This window comes from Staphylococcus sp. EG-SA-10 (assembly GCF_017151945.1).
In the GTDB taxonomy this organism is placed as follows: domain Bacteria; phylum Bacillota; class Bacilli; order Staphylococcales; family Staphylococcaceae; genus Staphylococcus; species Staphylococcus aureus.
Genome location: NZ_JACVZJ010000006.1, coordinates 88,120 through 113,509 on the forward strand (window position 1 = coordinate 88,120; position 25,390 = coordinate 113,509).

Below are 25,390 nucleotides of genomic sequence, written 5' to 3' on the forward strand. Positions count from 1 at the left end.
TATTTCCTTCTATAATTTGCATGACTTACTCTGGGACAACGAAATAAATTTTGTGAAAATATCATTTCTATCCCACTACCTATGCATGAGTTTTACTCATTTATTCCTATGCTTATGTACACATTCGCTTTGGTTAATGTGTAAGAAACACTACATAATCAATCATTAGTGACTCTTTATTATTTCTGTCCTGTTGCCAACTTCAATTCATTTAAAAAGGCGAACCTAGCAATTAAAGTTGCTAGACTCACCTAAGTTTATTTTGCTTATTTTAAATTTTTAATCAATTCATCTGCAAATGCTGATGTAGAAACTTCTTCAGCACCATCCATTAAACGGGCAAAGTCATAAGTAACAACTTTTGAAGCAATTGTATCTTCAATTGAATCTGTAATCTTATCTGCTGCTTCTTGCCATCCTAAATGTTCTAACATTAATACAGAACTTAAAATTACTGAAGATGGATTCACTTTATTTAAACCTGCATATTTTGGAGCTGTACCATGTGTTGCTTCAAAAATAGCATGACCTGTTTCATAATTAATGTTTGCACCTGGCGCAATACCAATACCACCAACTTGTGCAGCTAAAGCATCTGAAATATAGTCACCATTCAAGTTCATAGTTGCTACAACATCATGCTCAGCTGGACGAGTTAAAATTTGTTGTAAGAAAATGTCAGCAATAGAATCTTTAATGATAATCTTGCCTTCTTTTTCAGCTTTTTCTTGTGCAGCATTAGCAGCATCTCTGCCTTCATTTTCAACAATTTCGTCATATTGTTGCCAAGTGAATACTTGATCACCAAATTCAGTTAATGCTAAATCGTAACCCCACTGCTTAAATGAGCCTTCTGTAAATTTCATAATATTACCTTTATGAACTAAAGTAACTGATTTACGATTATTATCGATAGCATATTGAATAGCTGCTCTAACTAATCGCTCAGTACCTTCTTTAGAAACTGGTTTAATACCAATACCTGATGTTTCTGGGAATCGAATGTTTGTCGCACCCATTTCGTTTTGTAAGAAGTCAATTACCTTTTTAACTTCTGTTGTACCTTCTTTAAATTCAATACCAGCATAAATGTCTTCAGTATTTTCACGGAAAATAACCATATCAACATCTTGTGGACGTTTAACAGGTGATGGTACTCCTTTAAACCAACGTACCGGTCTTAAACAAGTAAATAAATCTAATTCTTGGCGTAAAGCTACATTTAATGATCTAATACCACCACCAATTGGTGTTGTTAAAGGTCCTTTAACAGCAATTAAATATTCTTTAATTGTATCAAGTGTTTCTTGAGGTAACCATTCACCAGTTGTATCAAATGCTTTTTGGCCAGCTAGCACTTCTTTCCATTCAATGCGTTTTTCGCCATTATAGGCTTTCTCAACAGCAGCATCTATAACTCGGCTTGCTGCCTTCCAAATATCCGGTCCAATTCCATCACCGATAATAAATGGGATAATTGGTTCGTTAGGTACGTTTAATCCTTCAGTTCCTTGAGTAATTTTTTCTGCAGTCATAGTTATTTTACCTCCAAATTTTACATCTTCATTTTTAATTTGTATTGACTATTTTCTTTCTTCAAGCGGGATATACTTACGATTCGTTTCGCCAATATATTTCGCTCTAGGACGCATAATTCTATTATCTTTATATTGTTCTAAAATATGAGCAATCCATCCTGCAGAACGACTTACAGCAAAGATTGGCGTGAATAAGTCATGAGGTATTTCCATACAGTGATAAACACTCGCACTATAAAAATCAACATTAGGAATTAATCCTTTTTCTTCTGCCATACGTTTTTCCATTTTCACTGACATTTCAAATAATTCTTCACGACCAGCGTCTTTCGTAATTTGACGGCTCATTTCTCTTAAATATTTCGCTCTAGGATCGCCATCTTTATATACACGATGACCGAAGCCCATTACTTTATCTTTATTAGCAAATTTTTCATCTAAGTAAGCATCAACATTTTCAATTGACCCAATCTCAGATAACATCGTCATAACTTGTTCGTTTGCACCACCATGTAATGGCCCTTTCAGAGAACCTACAGCTGCTACAATACCTGAGTACATATCTGACAATGATGATACCGCACAACGTGCTGTAAATGCAGATGCGTTCAACTCATGATCAGCGTGTAAAATAAGTGCTTTATTGAAGGCTTCTACTTCTATATCTGTTGGTAATTCCCCACGTAACATATATAGGAAGTTTGCCGCATAACTTAAGTCAGGATTAGGCTTAAGTGGTTCTTTATCTTGTCTTACTCGAGCAAACGCTGTAACTAATGATGCTACTTTAGCCTGTATACGCATTGCTCTTTCATAACGATTTTCATCTGATTCATTTTCAGCATCAGGATCGAAATGTGCAATATATGATAACGACGTACGTAATGCTGTCATTGGATGCACGTGATCTGTAACATACTCCTCAAAATGTGTATACACACGAAGATTTAATGTCATGTATTGATTTAATTTCCCTTTTAGATGAGCAAGCTCTTCTTCATTTGGCAATCTATAGTTCCATAATAGGAAAATAACTTCTTCAAATTGCGCATTTTCAGCTAGATCATCAATATCATAGCCGGCATAAGTCAATTGACTTTCAATAATTGAACTTATTTTAGTCTCCGCTGCGATAACCCCTTCTAAACCTCTTTGTAATTCTGCCATGATAAATTTCCCCTTTACTGTTTCTTTATGAAATGGCTTTCAACTAATATTATAGCTAAACGCATTTCGTTTGTGAAATATAAAAACTGGCATTATATGTGCAACAATTGTTTTGTAAATCTATGTAAATGTCACAGAATAGCCACAAATAGCACCATTAAAGCTTTTTCAAGATGTGAATAATCCATGAATTTTACAATAGAATTAAATTTTCAATTGGTTATTATATATGATTATAAAAACCAAAGTATATTAACATGGAATTTTACACATTTTTACCGAAAATAATTGTATATATCTCAATATAAGTGCATAATAAACATATCTATATTTAAGGGAGATGTATTATGGCTGAAAAATTACAAAGGGAACTGAGCAATCGCCACATACAATTAATTGCAATTGGCGGTGCAATTGGTACAGGCTTATTCTTAGGTGCTGGTCAAACGATTGCATTAACCGGCCCTTCAATTCTATTAACATACATCATTATAGGATTTATGTTATTTATGTTTATGCGAGGTTTAGGAGAAATCATTATACAGAATACTGAATTTAAATCTTTCGCAGATGTAACCAATACATATATTGGGCCTTTTGCAGGATTTGTTACCGGATGGACATACTGGTTCTGTTGGATTATTACAGGTATGGCTGAAGTAACGGCTGTGGCAAAATATGTTAGCTTTTGGTTCCCAGAAATTCCAAACTGGATAAGTGCACTATTTTGTGTACTGTTATTAATGTCATTCAACCTACTTAGCGCAAGACTTTTCGGAGAATTAGAATTTTGGTTCTCTATCATTAAAATAGCGACAATTATTGGTTTAATAGTAGTTGGTTTCGTCATGATTCTATTTGCATTTAAAACTCAATTCGGGCATGCCAGTTTCACAAATCTATATGAACACGGCATATTCGCTAAAGGTGCTTCTGGATTCTTTATGTCTTTCCAAATGGCATTATTCTCATTTGTAGGAATTGAAATGATTGGTGTTACAGCTGGGGAAACAAAAGATCCAGTTAAAACAATTCCAAAAGCAATTAACAGTGTACCCATTAGAATTTTAATATTTTACGTTGGTGCGTTAGCGGTTATCATGTCTATTATCCCTTGGCAGCAAGTTGATCCTGATAACAGTCCATTCGTAAAATTATTCGCATTGATCGGAATTCCGTTTGCTGCGGGCTTGATTAATTTTGTAGTATTAACCGCTGCTGCTTCATCATGTAACAGTGGTATATTCTCAAATAGCCGTATGCTTTTCGGTTTATCAAGTCAACAACAAGCACCTCCGAACTTTTCTAAAACGAATAAATATGGCGTTCCACATGTTGCAATCTTTGCTTCATCAGCATTATTACTTGTGGCAGCATTACTAAACTATATTTTCCCAGATGCGACAAAAGTATTTACGTATGTGACTACCATCTCTACAGTGTTATTTTTAGTTGTATGGGGTCTGATTATCATTGCATATATCAATTATAGTCGTAAAAACCCAGATCTACATAAAAATGCTACGTACAAACTATTAGGTGGTAAATATATGGGCTACTTAATATTTGTATTCTTCATTTTTGTGTTCGGGTTATTATTTATTAATGTTGATACAAGACGTGCAATTTATTTTATTCCGATTTGGTTTATACTTTTAGCATTTATGTACTTAAGATATAAACGTATCGCTGCTAAATCAAATAAATAACAACAAGTTTTACCCCTGTTGAATATATTAAAGTTCAACAGGGGATTTTATATGCAACTTATAATATTAAATTGCGTACTTGGCTCAATACTTTTACTTTCTCATCTATTTAATCATGTATCATTTCAGAAATACATCCATACTTCTATTTTATAATAACTTTCCAAAGTAATATGAGTGAAAGTTTAAAGGTGATAACCTACATGTATAAAAGATATAAACATTTATATATTGATTGCCATTCATACACTCTCATTATCAAATAACCTATTAATTACGTCATAAAATACCTGATGAACCAAAAAACGTCTTTCCATTGTTAATAAATGGAAAGACGTTTTTTTATAAATTATAGTACGTTTGCATATCCTTCAAAGATTTTACCTTGAGCAGCATCAATCGTAACTAACATGTTATTGCTTATGTTTTTAACAGCTTTTTCTACACCTACAACTGTTGGAATACCTTTTTCTAAACCAACAATTGCACTTGGTGATGTAATACCATTTTCTTCTGTAATTAAGCCTAAAGCTTTTTCTACATAAGGTACAAACGTTTCATCGATTGAGTTAGTAACGATAACTTTGTCAGATAAATCTTTACCTTCTAAATCTTTAACAGTTTCAGCAACTAACGTAGTACCAACAACTGATCCACGTCCAATACCTTGACCATTAGCAATTTCGTCACCAACTAGGTGGATTTTCATCATATTAGTAGTTCCAGTTTCACCGGTTGGTACACCAGCAGTAATAATGATTAAATCACCATTAGTTACTCTACCAGTTTCAACAGCTGTTGCAACTGCATTGTTTAACAATGCATCTGTACTCTTACGTCCTTTTTTAACTACAGGTTGAACACCCCAAACAATTGAACATTGACGTGCAGTTTCTTCACTTGGAGTCACCGCAATAATGTCTGAATGTGGACGATATTTAGAGATAGTACGTGCTGTTGAACCACTTTCAGTAGCAGCTACAATTGCTTTAACATTTAAGTTTAAAGCTGTATGTGCAACCGAAATACCGATAGCATTCACTAATGAAGTTTCAACTAATTTAGTACGATCTGACAATAACTTTTTGTAATCTTGGGCTGCTTCAGCTGATACAGCAATATTTCTCATTGTTTTAACAGCTTCTTCAGGATATAAACCAGCAGCAGTTTCACCAGATAACATTACTGCATCTGTACCATCATAGATTGCGTTGGCAACGTCACTAGCTTCTGCACGTGTAGCACGTGGGTTACGTTGCATAGAATCTAACATTTGTGTAGCTGTAATAACTGGTTTACCTAATTTGTTACATTGTCTGATTAAATCTTTTTGAACCATTGGTACTTTTTCAGGTGGAATTTCAACACCCATGTCACCACGTGCAACCATTAAACCATCAGACACTTCAAGAATTTCCGCAATATTATCAATACCTTCTTGGTTTTCAATTTTAGGGAATACTGAAATGTTAGCTTTTTGTTCTTCTAAAATTTCACGAATTTCTAAAACATCACTAGGACGACGTACGAAACTTGCTGCAATGAAGTCAACATTTTCTTTAATACCGAAACGGATATCTTCAGCATCTTTTTCTGTAATACCAGGTAAACTTACTCTTACACCAGGTAAGTTAACACCTTTTTTGTTTTTAAGCTCACCAGAGTTTAAAATATCACATTTAACTTCTTTTTTAGCATGATCAATATCTTTAACTTGTAATTCAATTAAGCCATCATCAAGTAAAATGTATGAACCTACTTGAACATCGTTAATTAAGTTTTCATATGTTACTGAGAACTTTTCAGGTGTTCCTTCAACTTCATTCATGCTAACAATAACTTCGTTACCACGTTCAAGTTCAATGATACCGTCTTTCATATTATGCGTACGAATTTCTGGACCTTTCGTATCTAATAGAATTGCTACAATTTTGTCTAATCTTTTAGCTACTTTACGAATTGTATCAATTCTACCTTTATGCTCTTCATGACTACCATGTGAAAAGTTTAATCGTGCAACGTTCATACCAGCATTGATTAATTTCTCAATCATTTCTTCTGATTCTGAAGCTGGTCCAATTGTACATACAATTTTAGTTTTTCTCATTTTATAATTCCTCCTGAAATCTTATATAGATAACTTGTTAGCAAGTTCATATAGACTATAATCAAATTTATGATCTTTACCATCAAAAATTTCATCAAAAGATGTTGCTACAATTTTATTGTTCTTAATTCCAACACCCTTAGCTGTTTCACCTTGCATTAATAAGTCTACCGCATATCCACCTAAACGTGATGCTAAAACTCTATCCGCACCTGTTGGGCTACCACCACGTTGAACGTGACCTAACACAGACACTCTATTATCAACATTGATGTATTGTGATAATTCTTTTTGACAATCTTGCGCAGTCATACAACCTTCTGCTACAAGAACGATTGAGTGTTTCTTACCACGTTTAATACCTTGTTCAATTTTATCAGCTATTTCTTTAATATCTGTTTTCACTTCTGGAACTACAATTGTCTCAGCACCAACTGATAATCCAGCCCATAATGCTAGATCTCCACAATCACGGCCCATTGCTTCAATGATAAATGTTCGTGCGTGACTTGACGCAGTATCTCTAATTTTGTCGACTAATCCAATAATCGTATTTAATGCTGTGTCAAATCCAATTGTAAAATCAGTACCATTGATATCATTGTCAATCGTACCAGGAATACCGATAGTTTGAATTTCTTTGCATTCCTCACTGATGCGTTGTGCACCGCGATAACTACCGTCACCACCAATAACTACAAGGCCCTCAATCCCTCTTTTACGTAAGTTTTCGATTGCAACTTTACGTACTTCTTGCTCCTTAAACTCTGGACATCTTGCTGAATACAAGAATGTACCTCCACGCTGAATCGTATCCCCAACTGATCCTAATTCAAGTTTATGAATATCATCATTTAACAATCCTTGGTAACCATGATACACACCATAAACTTCAATTTCATTGTAAATTGCTGTACGAACAACTGCTCTTACGGCAGCATTCATTCCAGGTGAATCTCCACCACTAGTTAAAACTGCAATTTTCTTCATGACGACATACCTTTCTATAACTGATTTATCTTTAACTCTAAATTACCACAAATTGATATGTCATTCCATCAAAACTAATGTATTGAATTGATGTAAACGTTTTAAATATTGAATTTTATTTTAACTTAATTAAAAAAAGATTAGTAGCCACAATTTTGACTACTAATCTTAGTTAAAATTCAGTATCTAAATATAAAATTATTGTTCTAATGTACTTCAATTTATGGTAAAACCCAGTATCGATTTAACATAAAAATGCTCAAGTTGATTATTCTATATAAGAACCGATATTTCTGAATTTTTCAAACCGATCATTAGCAATTTCATCACGTGATAATGACTCAAGTGAATCTAACTGTTCAACAAACGCTGATTTTATAGCTAAAGCTTGCTGTTCAATATCTTTATGTGCTCCGCCAAGTGGTTCAGAAATGACATCATCTATAATACCTAATTGCTTAATATCATGGGCAGTAATTTTCATTGTTTCAGCTGCAATTTTAGCCAAATTACTGTCTTTCCATAATAATGCCGCTGCACCTTCAGGAGATATAACAGAGTAAGTACTATTCTCTAACATCAATACTTTATTGGCAATACCAATACCTAGAGCACCTCCACTGCCACCTTCACCAATGACAATCGCAATAACTGGTACTTTTAGTGAAGCCATCTCAATCAAATTTGTTGCGATAGATTCACTTTGTCCACGTTCTTCAGCAGCTTTACCAGGATATGCACCTTTTGTATCTATAAATGTAAAGATAGGACGATTGAATTTTTCAGCTTGTTTCATTAAACGTAATGCTTTTCGATAACCTTCTGGATGCGCCATACCAAAATTTCGATAAATATTATCTTTTGTATCTTTTCCACGTTGTTGTCCAATAACCGTAACAGCACGACCATTTAAAAAGCCAATACCACCAATCATTGCTGGATCATCTCTAAAATTACGATCACCATGTAGTTCCATAAACGAATCAAAGATATATGGAATATAATCTAGGGTCGTAGGTCTTTCTTGCAAACGCGCAATTTGCACACGATCCCATGGTTTTAAATTTGTATATATTTTTTTAGTTTCTCGTTCCAATGACGCTTCAAGCATGTCAATTTCTTCTTGTAAATCCACATCATTTTTATCTTGAGATTCTTTTAAAGATTCAATTTTATTTCGAATTTCAAAAAGTGGTTTTTCAAAATCTAACATTATTTAGTCACCTCTTGATGGATTTTTAGAATTTCAGACAATGTTTGACGCATATCATTACGATGTACAACTTTGTCCAATTGTCCATGCTCTAATAAAAATTCTGCAGTTTGGAAATCATCTGGCAATTTTTCGTTTATTGTCTGCTCTATAACTCGACGACCTGCAAAACCTATCAACGCTTTTGGCTCACTTAAATTTATATCACCAACTGATGCAAAACTTGCAGATACACCACCAGTAGTTGGATGTGTTAAATATGATATATATAATAGTCCAGCGTCAGAATGACGTTTTAAAGATACACTGGTTTTACCCATTTGCATCAAGGAAATAATACCTTCTTGCATACGTGCACCACCACTTGCAGAGAAAAGAATAAATGGTAAACGGTTCTCAGTGCAGTAATCAATGATGCGACATATCTTTTCACCGATTACCGATCCCATACTTCCCATTCTAAAACGTGAATCCATGACAGCAACGCCAAATTTCATACCATCTAGTTGTGCTGTACCAGTCACAACTGCTTCTTTAAGACCTGTCTTTTGTTGGTCCTTTTCAATTTTTTCTAAATAACTTGGAAAATCTAATGGATTCGCAGAGGTCATTCCCTTATCGAATTCTGTAAATGATCCTTCATCAGAAATTGCTTCTATACGTTTATACGCAGTTAAAGCAATATGATGATCACAATTAAAGCACACATTTAAATTTTCAGCTAATTCTTTTGTGTACATAATTTTCTTACACTTTGGACACTTAGTCATAATACCTGCAGGCACATCATTATTTTTAGAGTCTTGTACTGTAAGATATTTCTTTTTCTTTGTTCGATTAAAAAAATCTTTAAACATAGGAAAACCTCCAAATAACCTCTGTTCTAACCATTTAGAGCCTTAAACTGAACTTGACCAGTTAAAAACGGGTTTAAATTTATTTGATTTATATTCGTTTGACTGTTGAATGTTTATCATAAACTTTCATTTTCATCATTTTAATGACTCTTTATTGCTAACTTTTAAGCAATTTAATTAAACGTTAATTATTTTTATTGTAAATCTGTAAGTTTCATTGTTTTATCATACACATCTTGCGGATCAACTTCAATCCTAGCTACTCCAGATTCCATTGCCGCTTTAGCAACATTACGAGCAACTGATGGCGCAACACGTTTATCAAACGGTCCTGGTATACAGTAGTCTTCATTTAATTCAGAACTATCGATTAAATCAGCAATCGCTTCTACAGCTGCCTTTTTCATTTCTTCATTTATATGTGTAGCTTCAACCTCTAATGCACCTCTAAAAATACCAGGGAAAGCTAATACATTATTAATTTGGTTAGGATAGTCTGAACGTCCTGTACCAACAACTCGTGCACCTGCCGCTTTGGCATCATCAGGTATTATTTCAGGATTTGGATTAGCCATTGCAAATATAATTGGATTATCTGCCATACTCTTAACCATATCTTGTGACAGCGCATTAGCTACAGAAACTCCAATAAATACATCTGCGTCTTTTACGACTTCTTCTAAAGACCCTTCAATCTTATCTTTATTTGTCCATTTAGCTACAACATCTTTCGTAGGATTCATACCATATGAACGTCCTTCAAAAATTGCGCCTCTTGAGTCACACATAACCATATTTCTTACACCATACGCGTATAGTAATTTAACAATGGCTATTCCTGCTGCACCAGCACCATTTAGTACAACTTTTATTTTAGCAATATCTTTGTTAACAACTCTCAATGCATTTACCAAACCTGCTATTGTTACAATTGCTGTACCATGTTGATCGTCATGGAATACCGGAATATTAGTTTCTTTTTTCAATCGTTCTTCAATTTCAAAACAACGTGGTGCCGAAATATCCTCTAAATTAATACCACCATAATTAGGTTCTAACAACTTAACTGTTTTAATGATTTCTTCGGTATCAGTTGTATTTAACGCAATAGGAACCCCATTGATACCAGCGAAGCTTTTGAATAATACTGCTTTACCTTCCATTACAGGAATACTTGCTTCAGGTCCAATGTTACCTAAACCTAATACCGCTGTTCCATCAGTAATAACTGCAACTGTATTTCCTTTAATTGTGTAATCATACACTTTTCTTTTATCTTCATATATATCTTTACACGGTTCAGCAACGCCAGGTGAGTATGCTAAACTTAATTCCTCTTTATTAGTAACTTTTACATTTGGTTTAACTTCTAATTTACCTTGATTACGTTTGTGCATTTCCAATGCTTCATCTCTTAATGACATGAAATCAGCCCCTAATTCAATATTTATTTTTTTAAAAAATAACTTGGATAAAACGCATTACATTATAAAAGTAAAAATATTGGGTAAATCTGAATGAGTAAGAATTTATGGTTTTGATTATGTAACACAAATAGCGATAAACGATAATAAAATAATATTTTTAAAGATACATTAAACCATACTATCTAAAGATATACCTTTAATTATTATAATGGATAGCAAAAACCAATATATCAAAAAGTTATTATTTTTTCGTACGATATATCGACAAAATTCTTTACTCAATTTATGTATACTGCTTTTTGTGCTAATTATTCTTATGGATTAATCAATAATGTATAGTGAAACTCATAAAAATAATAAGCATAAAAAACTAATATAAACGCAAACTGATGGTTAAAAAATATCTAACCATCAGTTTACTATATCATAATTTATTAGTTGATAAAAGTTATATAAGCCTAATATCACTAGGGTTAAAGGATTGTATAAAATTATTAAACATACTATCTTTTTGATTAATATAGCCTAAAGTAGTCATTTGTTTAATCGTTTCATCATAAAAGGATAACACAACATCATTAGCATTCTCTTTCGTAGCTTTAATCATCTCTTCAAACATATCTATTTGTGATTTATTTCTAATTATAATTTGTTTGGCAAATGCTAATTTTTGTTCTTCAAAGGTGGCTAATGTCTGAATCTCATTTATAATTAATTGACGTTGTTGCTTTCTATGGTCAAATTTCCCACTGACTATAAACAAGTCATTATGTGATAACAACTCTTCGTACTTTTTAAACTGATTAGGGAAAATCACACCATCTAAAGTTTCGATGCCATCATTTAATGTGACGAATGCCATATTTTGACCATTTTTAGTTCGAATTTGTTTAACTTTATCAAACTGTACTAATATAGGCTTATTATTCTGTGCGTTACTCAATTTAAATATCGTTAAATATTGTTTGGCAACAAACTTTTTATCTACTGGGTGTTGCGAAACATAAAATCCTAAATATTCTTTTTCATACTGACTAATAAGTGCATCAGGCAATTCTTCTTTATCTTCATACATCTGTTTTGGCGTTAAAATATCAAATAAAAAACCATCTTGTTCAATGTTTAAATCACCATCCAACACTTGATCAATAGCTTGCAACAACGTTGAACGTGTTTTACCAAAAGCATCAAACGCTCCCACTAAAATCAGTGCTTCAAGTAACTTTCTCGTTTTGACTCTCTTCGGTATACGTCTAGCAAAATCAAAGAAATCTTTAAATTTGCCATTTTGATAACGTTCATCAACAATCACTTTCACACTTTGATAACCTACACCTTTAATTGTACCAATTGATAAATAAATGCCTTCTTGGGAAGGTTTATAAAACCAATGACTTTCGTTAATGTTCGGTGGCAATATAGTGATACCTTGTTTTTTTGCTTCTTCTATCATTTGAGCAGTTTTCTTCTCACTTCCAATAACATTACTTAAAATATTTGCGTAAAAATAATTTGGATAATGGACTTTTAAAAAGCTCATAATGTATGCAATTTTAGAATAGCTGACAGCATGTGCTCTAGGAAAACCATAATCAGCAAATTTCAGAATCAAATCAAATATTTGCTTACTAATGTCTTCGTGATAACCATTTTGCTTTGCACCTTCTATAAAGTGTTGCCGCTCACTTTCAAGAACAGCTCTATTTTTTTTACTCATTGCTCTTCTTAAAATATCCGCTTCACCATAACTGAAGTTTGCAAATGTGCTCGCTATTTGCATAATTTGCTCTTGATAAATAATAACACCGTAAGTATTTTTTAATATAGGTTCTAAATGTGGATGTAAATATTGAACTTTGCTTGGATCATGTCTTCTTGTAATGTAAGTTGGAATTTCTTCCATTGGACCTGGTCTATACAAAGAAGTTACAGCAACAATATCTTCAAAGTGTTCCGGCTTTAATTTTTTTAATACACTTCTTACACCGTCAGACTCTAATTGGAATATGCCAGTCGTATCTCCTTGCGACAACAATTCAAACACTTTTTGATTATCAAACGGAATTTTTTCGATATCAATATTAATACCTAAATCTTTTTTGACTTGTGTCAAGATTTGATGAATAATCGATAAGTTTCTCAACCCTAGAAAATCTATTTTTAATAAACCAATACGTTCGGCTTCAGTCATTGTCCATTGCGTTAATAATCCTGTATCCCCTTTCGTTAAAGGGGCATATTCATATAATGGATGGTCATTAATAATAATTCCTGCCGCATGTGTAGATGTATGTCTTGGTAAACCTTCTAACTTTTTACAAATACTGAACCAGCGTTCATGTCGATGGTTTCGATGTACAAACTTTTTAAAATCGTCAATTTGATATGCCTCATCAAGTGTAATTCCTAATTTATGTGGGATTAAACTTGAAATTTCATTTAATGTAACTTCATCAAACCCCATAATTCGTCCAACATCTCTAGCAACCGCTCTTGCAAGCAGATGACCGAAAGTCACAATTCCAGATACATGTAGTTCGCCATATTTTTCTTGGACGTACTGAATAACCCTTTCTCGGCGTGTATCTTCAAAGTCAATATCTATATCAGGCATTGTTACACGTTCTGGGTTTAAAAAACGTTCAAATAATAGATTGAATTTAATAGGATCAATCGTTGTAATACCTAGTAAATAACTGACCAGTGAGCCAGCTGAAGAACCACGACCTGGACCTACCATCACATCATTCGTTTTCGCATAATGGATTAAATCACTTACTATTAAGAAATAATCTTCAAAACCCATATTAGTAATAACTTTATACTCATATTTCAATCGCTCTAAATAGACGTCATAATTAAGTTCTAATTTTTTTAATTGTGTAACTAAGACACGCCACAAATATTTTTTAGCCGATTCATCGTTAGGTGTCTGATATTGAGGAAGTAGAGATTGATGATATTTTAATTCTGCATTACACTTTTGAGCTATAACATCAACCTGCGTTAAATATTCTTGGTTAATATCTAATTGTTTAATTTCCTTTTCAGTTAAAAAATGTGCACCAAAATCTTCTTGATCATGAATTAAGTCTAATTTTGTATTGTCTCTAATAGCTGCTAATGCAGAAATCGTATCGGCATCTTGACGTGTTTGGTAACAAACATTTTGAATCCATACGTGCTTTATCCCCTGAACTAAAACACTTTGATGATCTAAATACGTATCTTCATGCGAATCAAAAACTTGAACAATGTCACGATGTTCGTCTGCAACATTTTTAAAAATGATAATCAAATTCGATGAAAATTGTTGCAATAGTTCAAATGAAACATTTTCCATTGAATTCATTTTTATTTTCGATGAAAGTTGATATAAATCCTTCAACCCATTATTATCTTTTGCTAAAACAACGGTTTCAATAGTGTTTAAACCGTTTGTCACATATATTGTCATACCAAAAATCGGTTTAATGTTATTTGCTATACATGCATCATAAAATTTAGGAAAACCATACAATACATTGGTGTCAGTTATGGCAAGTGCTTCAACATTTTCAGACACAGCAAGTCTTACGGCATCTTCTATTTTTAAGCTTGAATTTAACAAATCATAAGCCGTATGAATATTTAAATATGCCACCATGATTGAATGGCTCCTTTCTATTAGTTAAGTTTTGTGCGTAAAGCTGTAGCAAGTTGCTCAAATTCATCCCAGCTGTTCACTGAAACTCCTGACGCATTCGGATGACCACCGCCACCAAAATCTTGCGCAATATCATTAATAATCAATTGCCCTTTAGAGCGTAAGCGACATCTTATTTCACTACCCTCATCAACTGCAAACACCCATATTTTCAAACCTTTGATGTCAGCAATTGTATTAACAAACTGAGATGCTTCATTTGGCTGAATACCGAATTGCTCCAATACATCTTCAGTTATTTTAACTTGGCAGAATCCATCATCCATAAGTTCGAAATGTTGTAAAACATAACCTTGAAACGGCAACATTTTTGGATCCTTCTCCATCATTTTATTTAAAAGCGCATTATGATCAATATCATGCCCAATTAACTTTCCAGCAATTTCCATAGTATGTTCTGAGGTATTGTTAAAAAGGAATCGCCCAGTATCACCGACGATACCAAGGTATAAAACACTCGCGATATCTTTATTAACAATTGCTTCATCATTAAAATGTGAGATTAAATCGTAAATGATTTCACTTGTAGATGACGCGTTCGTATTAACTAAATTAATATCACCATACTGATCAACTGCAGGATGATGATCTATTTTAATAAGTTTACTACCTGTACTATAACGTTCATCGTCAATTCGTGGAGCATTGGCAGTATCACATACAATTACAAGCGCATCTTGATATGTTTTATCATCAATGTTATCTAACTCTCCAATAAAGCTTAATGATGATTCCGCTTCACCCACTGCAAATACTTGCTTTTGTGGAAATTTCTGCTGAATATAGTATTTTAAACCAAGTTGTGAACCATATGCATCAGGATCTGGTCTAACATGTCTGTGTATAATAATTGTATCGTTGTCTTCGATACATTTCATAATTTCATTCAAAGTACTAATCATTTTCATACTCCCTTTTTTAGAAAAGTTGCTTAATTTAAGCATTAGTCTATATCAAAATATCTAAATTATAAAAATTGTTACTACCATATTAAACTATTTGCCCGTTTTAATTATTTAGATATATATATTTCCATACTATTTAGTTCATAACGAGTATAGGACATCAATCAATATTATATTAGCAACAGTTGACCAAATAAAAAATACACATATAACAAGCTTTTTAATTCCGGGGCCCCAACACAGAGAAATTGGGTCCCCAATTTCTACAGACAATGCAAGTTGGGGTGGGGCCCCAACATTTGTGTAAAATCTATCTTATGTCTATTTTCTCTGCTAAGTTCCTATACTTCGTCAAACATTTGGCATATCACGAGAGCGCTCGCTACTTTGTCGTTTTGACTATGCATGTTCACTTCTATTTTGGCGAAGTTTCTTCCGACGTCTAGTATGCCAAAGCGCACTGTTATATGTGATTCAATAGGTACTGTTTTAATATACACGATATTTAAATTCTCTATCATGACATTACCTTTTTTAAATTTACGCATTTCATATTGTATTGTTTCTTCTATAATACTTACAAATGCCGCTTTACTTACTGTTCCGTAGTGATTGATTAACAGCGGTGAAACTTCTACTGTAATTCCATCTTGATTCATTGTTATATATTTGGCGATTTGATCGTTAATTGTTTCACCCATTTGAGGCTGTCTTCCTAAAAGTTGCATAGATTTTAAAACATCTTGTCTATTAATCACACCCACTGTCTTTTTATTACTCGAAACGACAGGAATCAATTCAATACCTTCCCAAATCATCATATGCGCACAACTTGCTACTGTACTCATAGCATTTACATAAATAGGATTTCGCGTCATCACTTTATCTATTTCGTCGTCGTCCTTTGTATTAATCATCTCTCTACTTGTTACAATACCTACTAATTTATAAGACTCATTGACTACCGGAAACCTTGTATGGCCAGTTCGATTCGCCATACGCTTATAATCTGCTATTTTCATCGTATCAAACAGCACAGATAAATCATCTAATGGCGTCATTATATCTTGAACTATTAAGATATCTTTTCGTATTTTCTGATTAAAAAGTGCTTTGTTGATAATATTTGCAACTAGGAATGTATCATAACTTGATGATAGAACAGGTAAATCATGTTCATTCGCAAAATTAATAACTTTATTAGATGGCTTAAATCCACCAGTAATTAATATAGCCGTGCCTCTTTTTAAAGCTTCAATCTGCACATCTTCGCGATTTCCGACAATCAATAATGTCTTTGGACCAATATACTTTAAAATATCTTTGAGTTCCATTGCTCCAATTGCAAATTTAGATACCATCTTAGTGATACCTTTGTTGCCACCTAACACTTGGCCATCAATAATATTGACAATTTCATTAAAAGTTAAATGTTCAATTTCATTACGATTACGTTTTTCGATTCGAACCGTACCAACACGATCTATCGTTGCGACCATGCCCATTTTATCAGCATCTTTAATTGCACGATATGCTGTCCCTTCGGATACGTTTAAAAATTTAGCGATTTTACGCACCGAAATTTTAGAGCCTATAGATAACGATTCAATATAATCTAAAATTTGTTCATGTTTTGTCATTCTTTACCTCTTCTTTTCGAACAGTATTAACTACATTATAACTTTATTTTGGATAAAAAGCATTGAAGTGAAATGAAATAATGATCGTTTCACCTATTTTATTTTTTGAAAATATACAACAAACACAAAGATCACAAAATCTTTAATTTTAAATGGAAAAATCCATTATTATTTATTAGAATGTAAGTGAGGAGGGATGTACTAATGTATAAAAATATATTACTTGGTGTAGACACTCAGTTAAAAAATGAAAAAGCACTAAAAGAAGTGTCTAAATTAGCTGGCGAAGGTACAGTCGTAACAGTTTTAAACGCAATCAGCGAACAAGATGCTCAAGCATCAATTAAAGCAGGTGTTCATTTAAACAAACTTACTGAAGAACGAAGCAAGCGATTGGAAAAAACACGCAAAGCTTTAGAAGATTATGGTATTGATTATGACCAAATAATTGTTCGTGGTAATGCAAAAGAAGAACTATTAAAACATGCTAATAGCGGTAAATACGAAATTGTTGTTTTAAGTAACCGTAAAGCAGAAGACAAAAAGAAATTTGTACTTGGAAGTGTCAGCCACAAAGTAGCAAAACGTGCGACTATCCCTGTATTAATCGTTAAATAAAATTTTTATCCAGAATCACAAATAATCTTTCAATCATGATGCAGTCTCAAACGACTGAGTAAACACAAGAAATGATTATGACTGTGGTTCTGGATTTTTTATATTATTCACTATCTAACCAACAACTTGTATCAAACAAAACCATTTTGAACCAAAAACATAATCAACATCATAACCCAGCAGGAGTTGACTATGGGGCCCCAACATGTAGAATTTCGAAAAGAAATTCTACAGACAATGCAAGTTGGGCTGGGCCCCAACATAGAAGCTGACGGAAAAGTCAGCTTACAAGATCAGTAGAATATAAAAACACTCACTAAAAATATGCGGACGATAACTTCCACATAGATTAGCGAGGTGTTTTTTAGTGTAAAATCTATATTCTATTTAAAACTGAACAGATTCACCTGGTTTTAAAATTTGCACGTCCCCTACATTAACAGCATCTTTAAATTGTTGTGGATCTTGTTCGATTAATGGGAATGTATCATAATGAATCGGCACAGAAATTTTTGGTTTAATAAATTCATTAATAGCATAACTTGCATCATCAATACCCATCGTAAAATTATCTCCGATTGGTACAAAACATACATCAACTGGATGACGTTTCGCAATAAGTGACATGTCACTAAACAGACCTGTATCACCAGTATGATAAATTGTTTTTCCTTCAACTTCAAACACGATACCCATTGGCATACCTAAATAAACTGGAATACCATTTTCATGTGTAAAACTTGAACTATGAAATGCTTGAACAAATTTAACGCTTCCGAAATCAAAGTTTGCTTTACCACCAATATTCATACCATGAACATTTTCAACACCGTGATATGAAGAAAGATAGTCAGCCATTTCTGCACTTCCAATTACTGTTGCTCCTGTATTCTTTGCTAGTTCCACAACATCACCAAAGTGATCAAAATGACCGTGCGTTAAAACGATATAGTCTACCTGCACTGTTTCAATATTCAAATCACACTTAGGGTTATTTGAAATAAACGGATCTACGATAACCTTTTTATTGTTCCCTTCTAAATAAATCGTTGATTGACCATGAAATGATAACTTCATTTGAGCATCCTCCTATCAATTGCTATATAAATTTAGTACCCTTTTGCCACTTAATTATAACAAATTCTCAAATTTTAAAAATTGAAAATCTAGTTAATGTATTAGCTCGATTTTGAAATCTAATAATAATTGGCATAAAATGTAAGTAATATTATGTTGAGGAGTGTTTATAAAATGACAAAAATATCAAAAATAATAGACGAACTGAACAATCAACAAGCTGATGCAGCATGGATTACAACACCGTTGAATGTATATTATTTTACTGGATACCGTAGCGAACCCCATGAAAGATTATTTGCATTATTGATTAAAAAAGATGGTAAACAAGTACTATTTTGTCCAAAAATGGAAGTCGAAGAAGTCAAAGCATCACCTTTCACAGGTGAAATCGTTGGATATTTAGACACTGAAAATCCTTTTTCACTTTATCCTCAAACAATCAATAAATTACTAATTGAAAGCGAGCACTTAACAGTAGCACGCCAAAAACAATTAATCTCTGGTTTCAATGTCAATTCATTCGGAGATATTGATTTAACAATCAAACAATTGAGAAATATTAAATCCGAAGATGAAATTAGCAAAATACGTAAAGCTGCTGAGTTAGCAGATAAGTGTATCGAAATAGGTGTTTCTTATTTAAAAGAAGGTGTGACTGAACGTGAAGTAGTCAACCATATTGAGCAAACTATCAAACAATATGGCGTCAATGAAATGAGTTTTGATACGATGGTTTTATTTGGAGATCATGCCGCATCACCCCATGGCACACCAGGAGATCGCAGATTAAAAAGCAATGAGTATGTACTATTTGATTTAGGTGTAATTTATGAGCATTATTGTAGCGATATGACACGTACCATTAAATTTGGTGAACCTAACAAAGAAGCACAAGAAATTTATAATATTGTATTAGAAGCAGAAACATCTGCAATCCAAGCAATTAAACCTGGAATACCTTTAAAAGATATCGATCATATCGCTAGAAATATTATTTCAGAAAAAGGTTATGGTGAATATTTCCCTCATCGCTTAGGTCATGGTCTAGGATTACAGGAACATGAATATCAAGATGTTTCAAGTACTAATTCTAATTTGTTAGAAGCTGGCATGGTTATTACAATCGAACCAGGTATTTATGTACCTGGTGTTGCAGGTGTAAGAATTGAAGATGACATACTTGTCACTAATGAAGGATTTGAAGTATTAACACATTACGAAAAATAAGGAGTGGGACAAAAATGAAAAGCTTGTTACAAGCGCATTCTCATTCAGTCAAACACTGCCAATACAACATTGTAGCGCCTAGGACATAAATTTTTGTCCAAGTCTAAATGCAATATATAACAAACAAGCTAGAAACACATATGCAGGTTGTTCATCAATAACATGTAATGAATCAAATCAATATCATTCATGTTCGATGATTTCTTCGCATTGTTTCTAGCTTTAATTTATCATTATTTAATTTTAATAACCAAGGAGATGATAACGTCATTTTTTAGTACGCTGTAATCCATTCCCTTTTCATTAAATTCAAATTATAATTGTAATGCTTCTTCTACAGATTTATATTCCATTTCAAATGCCTCTGCAACGCCTTTATTGGTTACATGACCTTTGTAAGTATTTAAACCTAATGATAATGGTTGATTTGATTTAAATGCTTCTCTATACCCTTTATTAGCTAGCATGAGCGCATAAGGTAGCGTAGCATTATTTAAAGCTAACGTCGAAGTACGCGGTACTGCACCTGGCATATTTGCAACTGCATAATGAACCACACCATGCTTAATATATGTAGGATCATCATGTGTCGTAATTTTATCAGTTGTTTCAAAAATACCGCCTTGATCAATAGCAATGTCAATAATAACTGACCCATTTTTCATTTGTTTAATCATGTCTTCTGTTACAAGTCTTGGCGCTTTAGCACCTGGAATTAAAACTGCACCTATTACTAAATCACTTTGTTTAACATACAACTCAATATTCAACGGATTTGACATAATTGTATGTACACGTCCACCGAATAAATCATCTAATTGTTGTAAACGCTTTGGATTAACATCTAAAATCGTAACATCTGCACCTAGTCCTAGTGCAATTTTAGCTGCATTTGTTCCTGCTTGACCACCACCGATAATAGTTACTTTACCTTTAGGTACTCCTGGAACGCCACCTAGTAGAATTCCCATACCACCATTTAGTTTTTGTAGGAACTCTGCGCCAACTTGAGCTGACATTCTTCCTGCTACCTCACTCATTGGTGATAACAATGGTAAAGATCGGTCTGGTAACTGCACAGTCTCATATGCAATACTAATTACTTTTCTATCTATCAAAGCTTGTGTTAATTTATCTTCATTTGCTAAATGAAGATAAGTGAATAATACAAGCCCTTCTTTAAAATATGGATATTCAGATTCAAGTGGTTCTTTAACTTTAATAACCATATCCACATCCCAAACTTTTGCTTGTTCAGCAACAATCTCAGCACCTGCTTCTTTGTAATCTACATCTTCAAAGAACGATCCTGAACCCGCATTTGTTTCCACTAAAACAGTATGCCCACTTTCTACTAAAGCGTGCACACCACTTGGTGATAAACCAACACGATTTTCATTATTTTTAATCTCCCTTGGTATACCAATTTTCATACCATCCACCTCCATAATCATCTTAACGCGAACATTTTGAAAGCGCAATCAAAAATCCACAAAATTGTAAAGGTTATTACACTGACTTTTCCGAAAATTGTGGTAAAATATAATTAAGAAAGAACAAGGAGGCACTTACTATGATTACTTACAAAAATATTTTAATCGCAGTTGACGGTTCACATGAAGCGGAATGGGCATTTAACAGAGCAGTTGGTGTTGCTAAACGTAACGATGCGAAGTTAACAATTGTGAATGTAATTGATTCAAGAACATATTCTTCTTATGAAGTTTATGATGCTCAATTTACTGAAAAATCTAAGCATTTTGCAGAAGAATTATTAAATGGTTATAAAGAAGTAGCTACTAACGCTGGTGTTAAAGATGTAGAAACGCGTCTAGAGTTTGGCTCTCCTAAATCTATCATTCCTAAAAAGCTTGCACATGAAATTAATGCAGACTTGATTATGAGTGGTACATCAGGCTTAAATGCTGTGGAAAGATTTATTGTTGGTTCTGTATCAGAATCTATCGTTCGTCATGCACCATGTGACGTGTTAGTTGTTCGTACTGAAGAGTTACCAGCAGACTTCCAACCACAAGTTGCAACAACTCAATTACGTGAAAAATATCAAAATTAAATATAGATGATCATTAGATAACTACTTGATTATTATGAACCAAGTGCAACTGTCTGCACTTGGTTTTTTATTGTTTATAAATAAAACTCATTTAATAATGTTTTCATAATCTTCTTCGACTACTTAATTTTTTAAGATATTCGTGAAAAGAGACATTACACTAGTTAATTTTCAAACAATACAAAAAGCGTCTACCTCCTACATATAATTGTAGCGGAGATAGACGCTTAATATTTATTAAAAAATTATTTTAAACCACCGAATGTCATAACATCACGGGCAATCATACTTTCTTCATCTGTTGGAATAACGACAACTTTAACTGGTGAATGAGGATAGTTAATAAATCCTTCTTTACCACGTAGTAAGTTTTCATTTTTCTTAGGATCCCAATAAACACCCATAAATTCTAAGCCTTCAAGAACTTTCGCACGAATTTCTACTGAGTTTTCACCGATACCTGCTGTAAATACGATAACATCAACACCATGCATTCTCGCAGCATATGATCCAATATATTTGTGAATTTTAGAAGCAAATACATCTAAAGCCATTTGTGAACGTGCTTTACCTGATTCAGCTTCTTCTGATAAGTCACGTAAATCACTAGATGTACCTGATAATCCTAATAAACCTGATTCTTTGTTTAAGATTTCCAATACTTGTTCAGCAGTTTTACCTGTTTTTTCCATAATAAATGGAATTAAAGCAGGGTCAATATTACCAGAACGAGTACCCATTGTTACACCAGCAAGTGGTGTGAAGCCCATTGATGTATCAATAGATTTACCGCCATCGATAGCTGCAATTGATGCACCATTACCAATGTGACATGAAATAATACGTAAATCTTCAATTGGCTTATCTAACATTTCTGCCGCTCTTTGTGATACAAATTTATGACTTGTACCATGGAAACCATACTTACGAATGCCATAATCTTTATAATAATGATATGGCAAGCTATATAGATATGCTTTTTCAGGCATTGTTTGATGGAATGCTGTATCAAAAATTGCCACATGAGGGATATTTGGTAATAATTTACGGAAAGCACGAATACCCATCAAGTTAGCTGGGTTGTGAAGCGGTGCTAATTCGCTTAATTCTTCAATTTCCTTTTCAACCTCATCAGTAATAGCTACTGATTCAGGGAATTTTTCACCACCATGTACAACACGGTGACCTGTTCCATCGATATCGTTAATATCATTAATAATATTGTGCGCTTTAAAAGCATCCAACATGATATCAACTGCCTCAACGTGATCCTTGATATCTTGTACTGTTTTAACTTTTTCCCCGTTGACTTCAATTGTAAAAATTGAATCCTTCAATCCGATTCTTTCTACTAAACCTTTTGTTACTAATTCCTCTTCAGGCATTCTAATTAATTGAAATTTTAATGATGAACTACCAGCATTGATAGCCAAGATTAATTTTGACATAAGTAATGATCCTCCATCGTTTGCTTTTTATACTATTTCATTTCTCATTTTATCATTCATACAGTTTTATGACTATACTATTACAGATTATTTTTTAGGACGATTTGTGTCCATCCACTGATTTAACTCTGTCATAAATCCTTGAAATTGTGAAGGATTTTTGAAATCAGGAATATTTGCCAATAATACTTCAACTGGCTTTGTTTCACCCGATTTTTTCTTTTGTAAAATTAATATAGATTTTCGCGCTTTTTCATTTTTAAATAAAGTTGGTGGTAAATTTAAAAATGCTTGCATCTCTGTCTCTGTTGCAATATATTTTTCAAGCTGTTTTACATGTTCGCCTGTAAAAATATTACTTGGTACCACTAGAAAGGCATATCCAGCATCTTTTAATGCATTTATTGCTTGTTCTATTAATAAATAATGTGAATAACTATGTCCTTCTTCGAAACCTAGCTTAAACTCCTTACTTCTTTCATCAATTGGATAATAGCCTACTGGAAAATCACCAATAACGATATCTGCTTCTTCTAATGGTAGTAGCATAATGGCATCTTGAGGATACACATCGAAAGGAATTTCTAAGAAGTTTGCTAAATGTACACTAACACGTGATAAAACTGGATCAACTTCAATTAAATGATGCATAACCGCAATTTCAGGTAACACTTCTTTTACAGTAGCACTTAAATGACCGGCACCACTTGCAATATCAACAATATGTAATTCTTCTTGGTTGTTCATAAAACGCTCAACTAAAAATCCTAGTATCAAGCCAATTGAATCTGGTGTAATTTGATGATTTGCTTGTATCTTTTCTTCCTGCATTAAACTTAAATATGCAAATTGGAATGCTTTACGTCGATCTTGTAACGTCGATTGTTCTAACAATCCTCTTTCATTGGTATATACTTGTTCCATTGCTAGTCCAAGATTTTCAATAAAACTTTGGCCATTTTCATTATTTAATGTTTTAGCTTTTTCATCTAATGTATGAAACAAGCGTTCCATAATTGTTTGTTGTTCTGCCATATTCGTCCCTCTCCAATAAAAAGTGCCCATAGGTCTTAGCAATCATAGAAAACAATTCTATTTTAATGCTGTTGACAACGATGGACACGATGTATACATTTTAAGATTTATCTCTTTAATGATTAAATATTTTTGTATGCAGCTAAAGCAGCATCAAAATCTGGGAAATCAGTACCTTCACTAACGATTTCTTTATAAACCACTTTATTATCTGCATCTAATACAAATACTGCACGAGCTAATAAGCGAAGTTCTTCCATAACAACGCCATAGTTTTCACCAAATGATAAGTCACGGTGGTCACTTAATGTAATGACATTGTCTAAACCTGCTGAAGCGCACCATCTTTTTTGTGCGAATGGTAAGTCTGCTGAGATTGTAAGCACAATCCCCTCTTCTTTAGAAGCTTCAGAGTTGAATTTGCGAGTCTGCTGATCACAAACACCTGTATCAATTGATGGTACCACACTAATTAATTTCTTTTTACCAGCATAATCTGCTAATGTTACTTGATTTAAGTCATTATCTAACACTGTAAAATCAGGTGCAAAATCACCTTCATTAATTTGTTGACCTTTTAAGTGGATTGGTCCACCTTTGAATGTTATTTCAGTCATATACTTGACCTCCTGCATTTTAAAATTCTAAC

At 33.2% G+C, this 25,390-nt stretch carries 19 protein-coding genes and 1 pseudogene; 4 read left to right on the plus strand and 16 right to left on the minus strand.

Annotation, left to right across the window (positions count from 1 at the left end; translation table 11 throughout):
- Positions 1-266 precede the first annotated feature (266 nt).
- The gene (gene icd / locus IDG45_RS06865) at positions 267-1,535 is read right to left on the minus strand and encodes an NADP-dependent isocitrate dehydrogenase (RefSeq protein ID WP_000123175.1); all 1,269 of its coding nucleotides are present in this window, start codon (positions 1,533-1,535) and stop codon (positions 267-269) included.
- A 48-nt stretch (positions 1,536-1,583) separates the two neighbouring features.
- Entirely contained in the window at positions 1,584-2,705 is a 1,122-nt protein-coding gene (locus IDG45_RS06870; protein WP_000829164.1) for a citrate synthase, read from the minus strand.
- Positions 2,706-3,052: 347 nt separating this feature from the next.
- Between IDG45_RS06870 and IDG45_RS06875 the strand changes: the two genes are divergently transcribed.
- A complete protein-coding gene (locus IDG45_RS06875; protein ID WP_000818525.1) occupies positions 3,053-4,414 on the plus strand; it encodes an amino acid permease in 1,362 nt (453 codons plus the stop codon).
- 349 nt (positions 4,415-4,763) lie between these two features.
- Here IDG45_RS06875 and pyk read toward each other — a convergent pair whose 3' ends face one another.
- The 8 genes from pyk to IDG45_RS06915 form a co-directional block, all read right to left on the minus strand.
- Positions 4,764-6,521, minus strand: a complete 1,758-nt coding sequence (gene pyk / locus IDG45_RS06880) for a pyruvate kinase (protein ID WP_001232650.1) — start codon at positions 6,519-6,521, stop codon at positions 4,764-4,766.
- 21 nt (positions 6,522-6,542) lie between these two features.
- The gene (pfkA, locus tag IDG45_RS06885; RefSeq protein WP_000717561.1) at positions 6,543-7,511 is read right to left on the minus strand and encodes a 6-phosphofructokinase; all 969 of its coding nucleotides are present in this window, start codon (positions 7,509-7,511) and stop codon (positions 6,543-6,545) included.
- A 268-nt stretch (positions 7,512-7,779) separates the two neighbouring features.
- Entirely contained in the window at positions 7,780-8,724 is a 945-nt protein-coding gene (locus tag IDG45_RS06890; protein ID WP_000883646.1) for an acetyl-CoA carboxylase carboxyltransferase subunit alpha, read from the minus strand.
- Positions 8,724-9,581, minus strand: coding sequence for an acetyl-CoA carboxylase, carboxyltransferase subunit beta (gene accD / locus IDG45_RS06895; RefSeq protein ID WP_000471571.1), 858 nt, complete (start codon positions 9,579-9,581; stop codon positions 8,724-8,726). The genes IDG45_RS06890 and accD overlap by 1 nt, the downstream gene beginning before the upstream one ends.
- 194 nt (positions 9,582-9,775) lie before the next feature.
- On the minus strand, positions 9,776-11,005 hold the full coding sequence (gene ystJ, locus IDG45_RS06900) for an NADP-dependent malic enzyme (RefSeq protein ID WP_000058379.1): 1,230 nt from the start codon (positions 11,003-11,005) through the stop codon (positions 9,776-9,778).
- Positions 11,006-11,456: 451 nt separating this feature from the next.
- Positions 11,457-14,654 carry a DNA polymerase III subunit alpha gene (locus IDG45_RS06905; RefSeq protein ID WP_000226939.1) on the minus strand — a complete coding sequence of 1,066 codons (3,198 nt, stop codon included), beginning with the start codon at positions 14,652-14,654 and terminating at the stop codon, positions 11,457-11,459.
- 20 nt (positions 14,655-14,674) lie between these two features.
- Positions 14,675-15,616 (minus strand): pApA hydrolase Pde2, encoded by a 942-nt coding sequence (gene pde2, locus IDG45_RS06910; protein WP_000626082.1) that lies wholly within the window; start codon positions 15,614-15,616, stop codon positions 14,675-14,677.
- Between the two features lie 344 nt (positions 15,617-15,960).
- Entirely contained in the window at positions 15,961-17,259 is a 1,299-nt protein-coding gene (locus tag IDG45_RS06915) for a CBS domain-containing protein (RefSeq protein WP_000160435.1), read from the minus strand.
- 204 nt (positions 17,260-17,463) lie between these two features.
- Between IDG45_RS06915 and IDG45_RS06920 the strand changes: the two genes are divergently transcribed.
- Positions 17,464-17,877, plus strand: coding sequence for a universal stress protein (locus tag IDG45_RS06920; RefSeq protein ID WP_000277602.1), 414 nt, complete (start codon positions 17,464-17,466; stop codon positions 17,875-17,877).
- 387 nt (positions 17,878-18,264) lie between these two features.
- On the opposite strand, the gene IDG45_RS06925 is transcribed toward IDG45_RS06920, so the two are convergent.
- Positions 18,265-18,954 carry a metal-dependent hydrolase gene (locus IDG45_RS06925; protein ID WP_000777192.1) on the minus strand — a complete coding sequence of 230 codons (690 nt, stop codon included), beginning with the start codon at positions 18,952-18,954 and terminating at the stop codon, positions 18,265-18,267.
- A 174-nt stretch (positions 18,955-19,128) separates the two neighbouring features.
- Here IDG45_RS06925 and IDG45_RS06930 point away from each other — a divergent pair, with 174 nt between their 5' ends.
- Positions 19,129-20,184 (plus strand): M24 family metallopeptidase, encoded by a 1,056-nt coding sequence (locus IDG45_RS06930; RefSeq protein ID WP_000161654.1) that lies wholly within the window; start codon positions 19,129-19,131, stop codon positions 20,182-20,184.
- A 78-nt stretch (positions 20,185-20,262) separates the two neighbouring features.
- Here the strand turns inward: IDG45_RS06930 and IDG45_RS06935 are convergent.
- Both IDG45_RS06935 and ald read right to left on the minus strand, forming a co-directional pair.
- Positions 20,263-20,375 (minus strand): annotated as a pseudogene (locus tag IDG45_RS06935) (hypothetical protein).
- A gap of 123 nt (positions 20,376-20,498) precedes the next feature.
- Positions 20,499-21,617 (minus strand): alanine dehydrogenase, encoded by a 1,119-nt coding sequence (gene ald, locus IDG45_RS06940; RefSeq protein ID WP_000689995.1) that lies wholly within the window; start codon positions 21,615-21,617, stop codon positions 20,499-20,501.
- A gap of 140 nt (positions 21,618-21,757) precedes the next feature.
- On the opposite strand from ald, the gene IDG45_RS06945 reads away from it, so the two are divergent.
- Entirely contained in the window at positions 21,758-22,258 is a 501-nt protein-coding gene (locus IDG45_RS06945) for a universal stress protein (RefSeq protein ID WP_000634175.1), read from the plus strand.
- A gap of 245 nt (positions 22,259-22,503) precedes the next feature.
- Here the strand turns inward: IDG45_RS06945 and IDG45_RS06950 are convergent, their stop codons facing one another.
- The 3 genes from IDG45_RS06950 to tpx all read right to left on the minus strand — a co-directional run bounded on the left by IDG45_RS06950 (position 22,504) and on the right by tpx (position 25,358).
- Positions 22,504-23,706 carry an acetate kinase gene (locus IDG45_RS06950; RefSeq protein WP_000040069.1) on the minus strand — a complete coding sequence of 401 codons (1,203 nt, stop codon included), beginning with the start codon at positions 23,704-23,706 and terminating at the stop codon, positions 22,504-22,506.
- Between the two features lie 87 nt (positions 23,707-23,793).
- Positions 23,794-24,741 (minus strand): class I SAM-dependent methyltransferase, encoded by a 948-nt coding sequence (locus IDG45_RS06955; RefSeq protein WP_000840571.1) that lies wholly within the window; start codon positions 24,739-24,741, stop codon positions 23,794-23,796.
- A gap of 122 nt (positions 24,742-24,863) precedes the next feature.
- Positions 24,864-25,358: a thiol peroxidase gene (tpx, locus tag IDG45_RS06960; protein WP_000136257.1), complete on the minus strand. Its 495-nt coding sequence runs from the start codon at positions 25,356-25,358 to the stop codon at positions 24,864-24,866.
- Positions 25,359-25,390 lie beyond the last annotated feature (32 nt).

Bases quoted from the DNA above. Each gene is read 5' to 3' on its own strand.
- ald (WP_000689995.1), bottom strand. From the start codon at position 21,617: ATGAAAATTGGTATACCAAGGGAGATTAAAAATAATGAAAATCGTGTT.
- IDG45_RS06920 (WP_000277602.1), top strand. From the start codon at position 17,464: ATGTATAAAAATATATTACTTGGTGTAGACACTCAGTTAAAAAATGAA.
- IDG45_RS06915 (WP_000160435.1), bottom strand. From the start codon at position 17,259: ATGACAAAACATGAACAAATTTTAGATTATATTGAATCGTTATCTATA.
- IDG45_RS06925 (WP_000777192.1), bottom strand. From the start codon at position 18,954: ATGAAGTTATCATTTCATGGTCAATCAACGATTTATTTAGAAGGGAAC.
- icd (WP_000123175.1), bottom strand. From the start codon at position 1,535: ATGACTGCAGAAAAAATTACTCAAGGAACTGAAGGATTAAACGTACCT.
- pde2 (WP_000626082.1), bottom strand. From the start codon at position 15,616: ATGATTAGTACTTTGAATGAAATTATGAAATGTATCGAAGACAACGAT.
- IDG45_RS06890 (WP_000883646.1), bottom strand. From the start codon at position 8,724: ATGTTAGATTTTGAAAAACCACTTTTTGAAATTCGAAATAAAATTGAA.
- IDG45_RS06955 (WP_000840571.1), bottom strand. From the start codon at position 24,741: ATGGCAGAACAACAAACAATTATGGAACGCTTGTTTCATACATTAGAT.
- pfkA (WP_000717561.1), bottom strand. From the start codon at position 7,511: ATGAAGAAAATTGCAGTTTTAACTAGTGGTGGAGATTCACCTGGAATG.
- IDG45_RS06930 (WP_000161654.1), top strand. From the start codon at position 19,129: ATGACAAAAATATCAAAAATAATAGACGAACTGAACAATCAACAAGCT.
- IDG45_RS06875 (WP_000818525.1), top strand. From the start codon at position 3,053: ATGGCTGAAAAATTACAAAGGGAACTGAGCAATCGCCACATACAATTA.
- IDG45_RS06905 (WP_000226939.1), bottom strand. From the start codon at position 14,654: ATGGTGGCATATTTAAATATTCATACGGCTTATGATTTGTTAAATTCA.
- IDG45_RS06945 (WP_000634175.1), top strand. From the start codon at position 21,758: ATGATTACTTACAAAAATATTTTAATCGCAGTTGACGGTTCACATGAA.
- accD (WP_000471571.1), bottom strand. From the start codon at position 9,581: ATGTTTAAAGATTTTTTTAATCGAACAAAGAAAAAGAAATATCTTACA.
- IDG45_RS06870 (WP_000829164.1), bottom strand. From the start codon at position 2,705: ATGGCAGAATTACAAAGAGGTTTAGAAGGGGTTATCGCAGCGGAGACT.
- IDG45_RS06950 (WP_000040069.1), bottom strand. From the start codon at position 23,706: ATGTCAAAATTAATCTTGGCTATCAATGCTGGTAGTTCATCATTAAAA.
- pyk (WP_001232650.1), bottom strand. From the start codon at position 6,521: ATGAGAAAAACTAAAATTGTATGTACAATTGGACCAGCTTCAGAATCA.
- ystJ (WP_000058379.1), bottom strand. From the start codon at position 11,005: ATGTCATTAAGAGATGAAGCATTGGAAATGCACAAACGTAATCAAGGT.
- tpx (WP_000136257.1), bottom strand. From the start codon at position 25,358: ATGACTGAAATAACATTCAAAGGTGGACCAATCCACTTAAAAGGTCAA.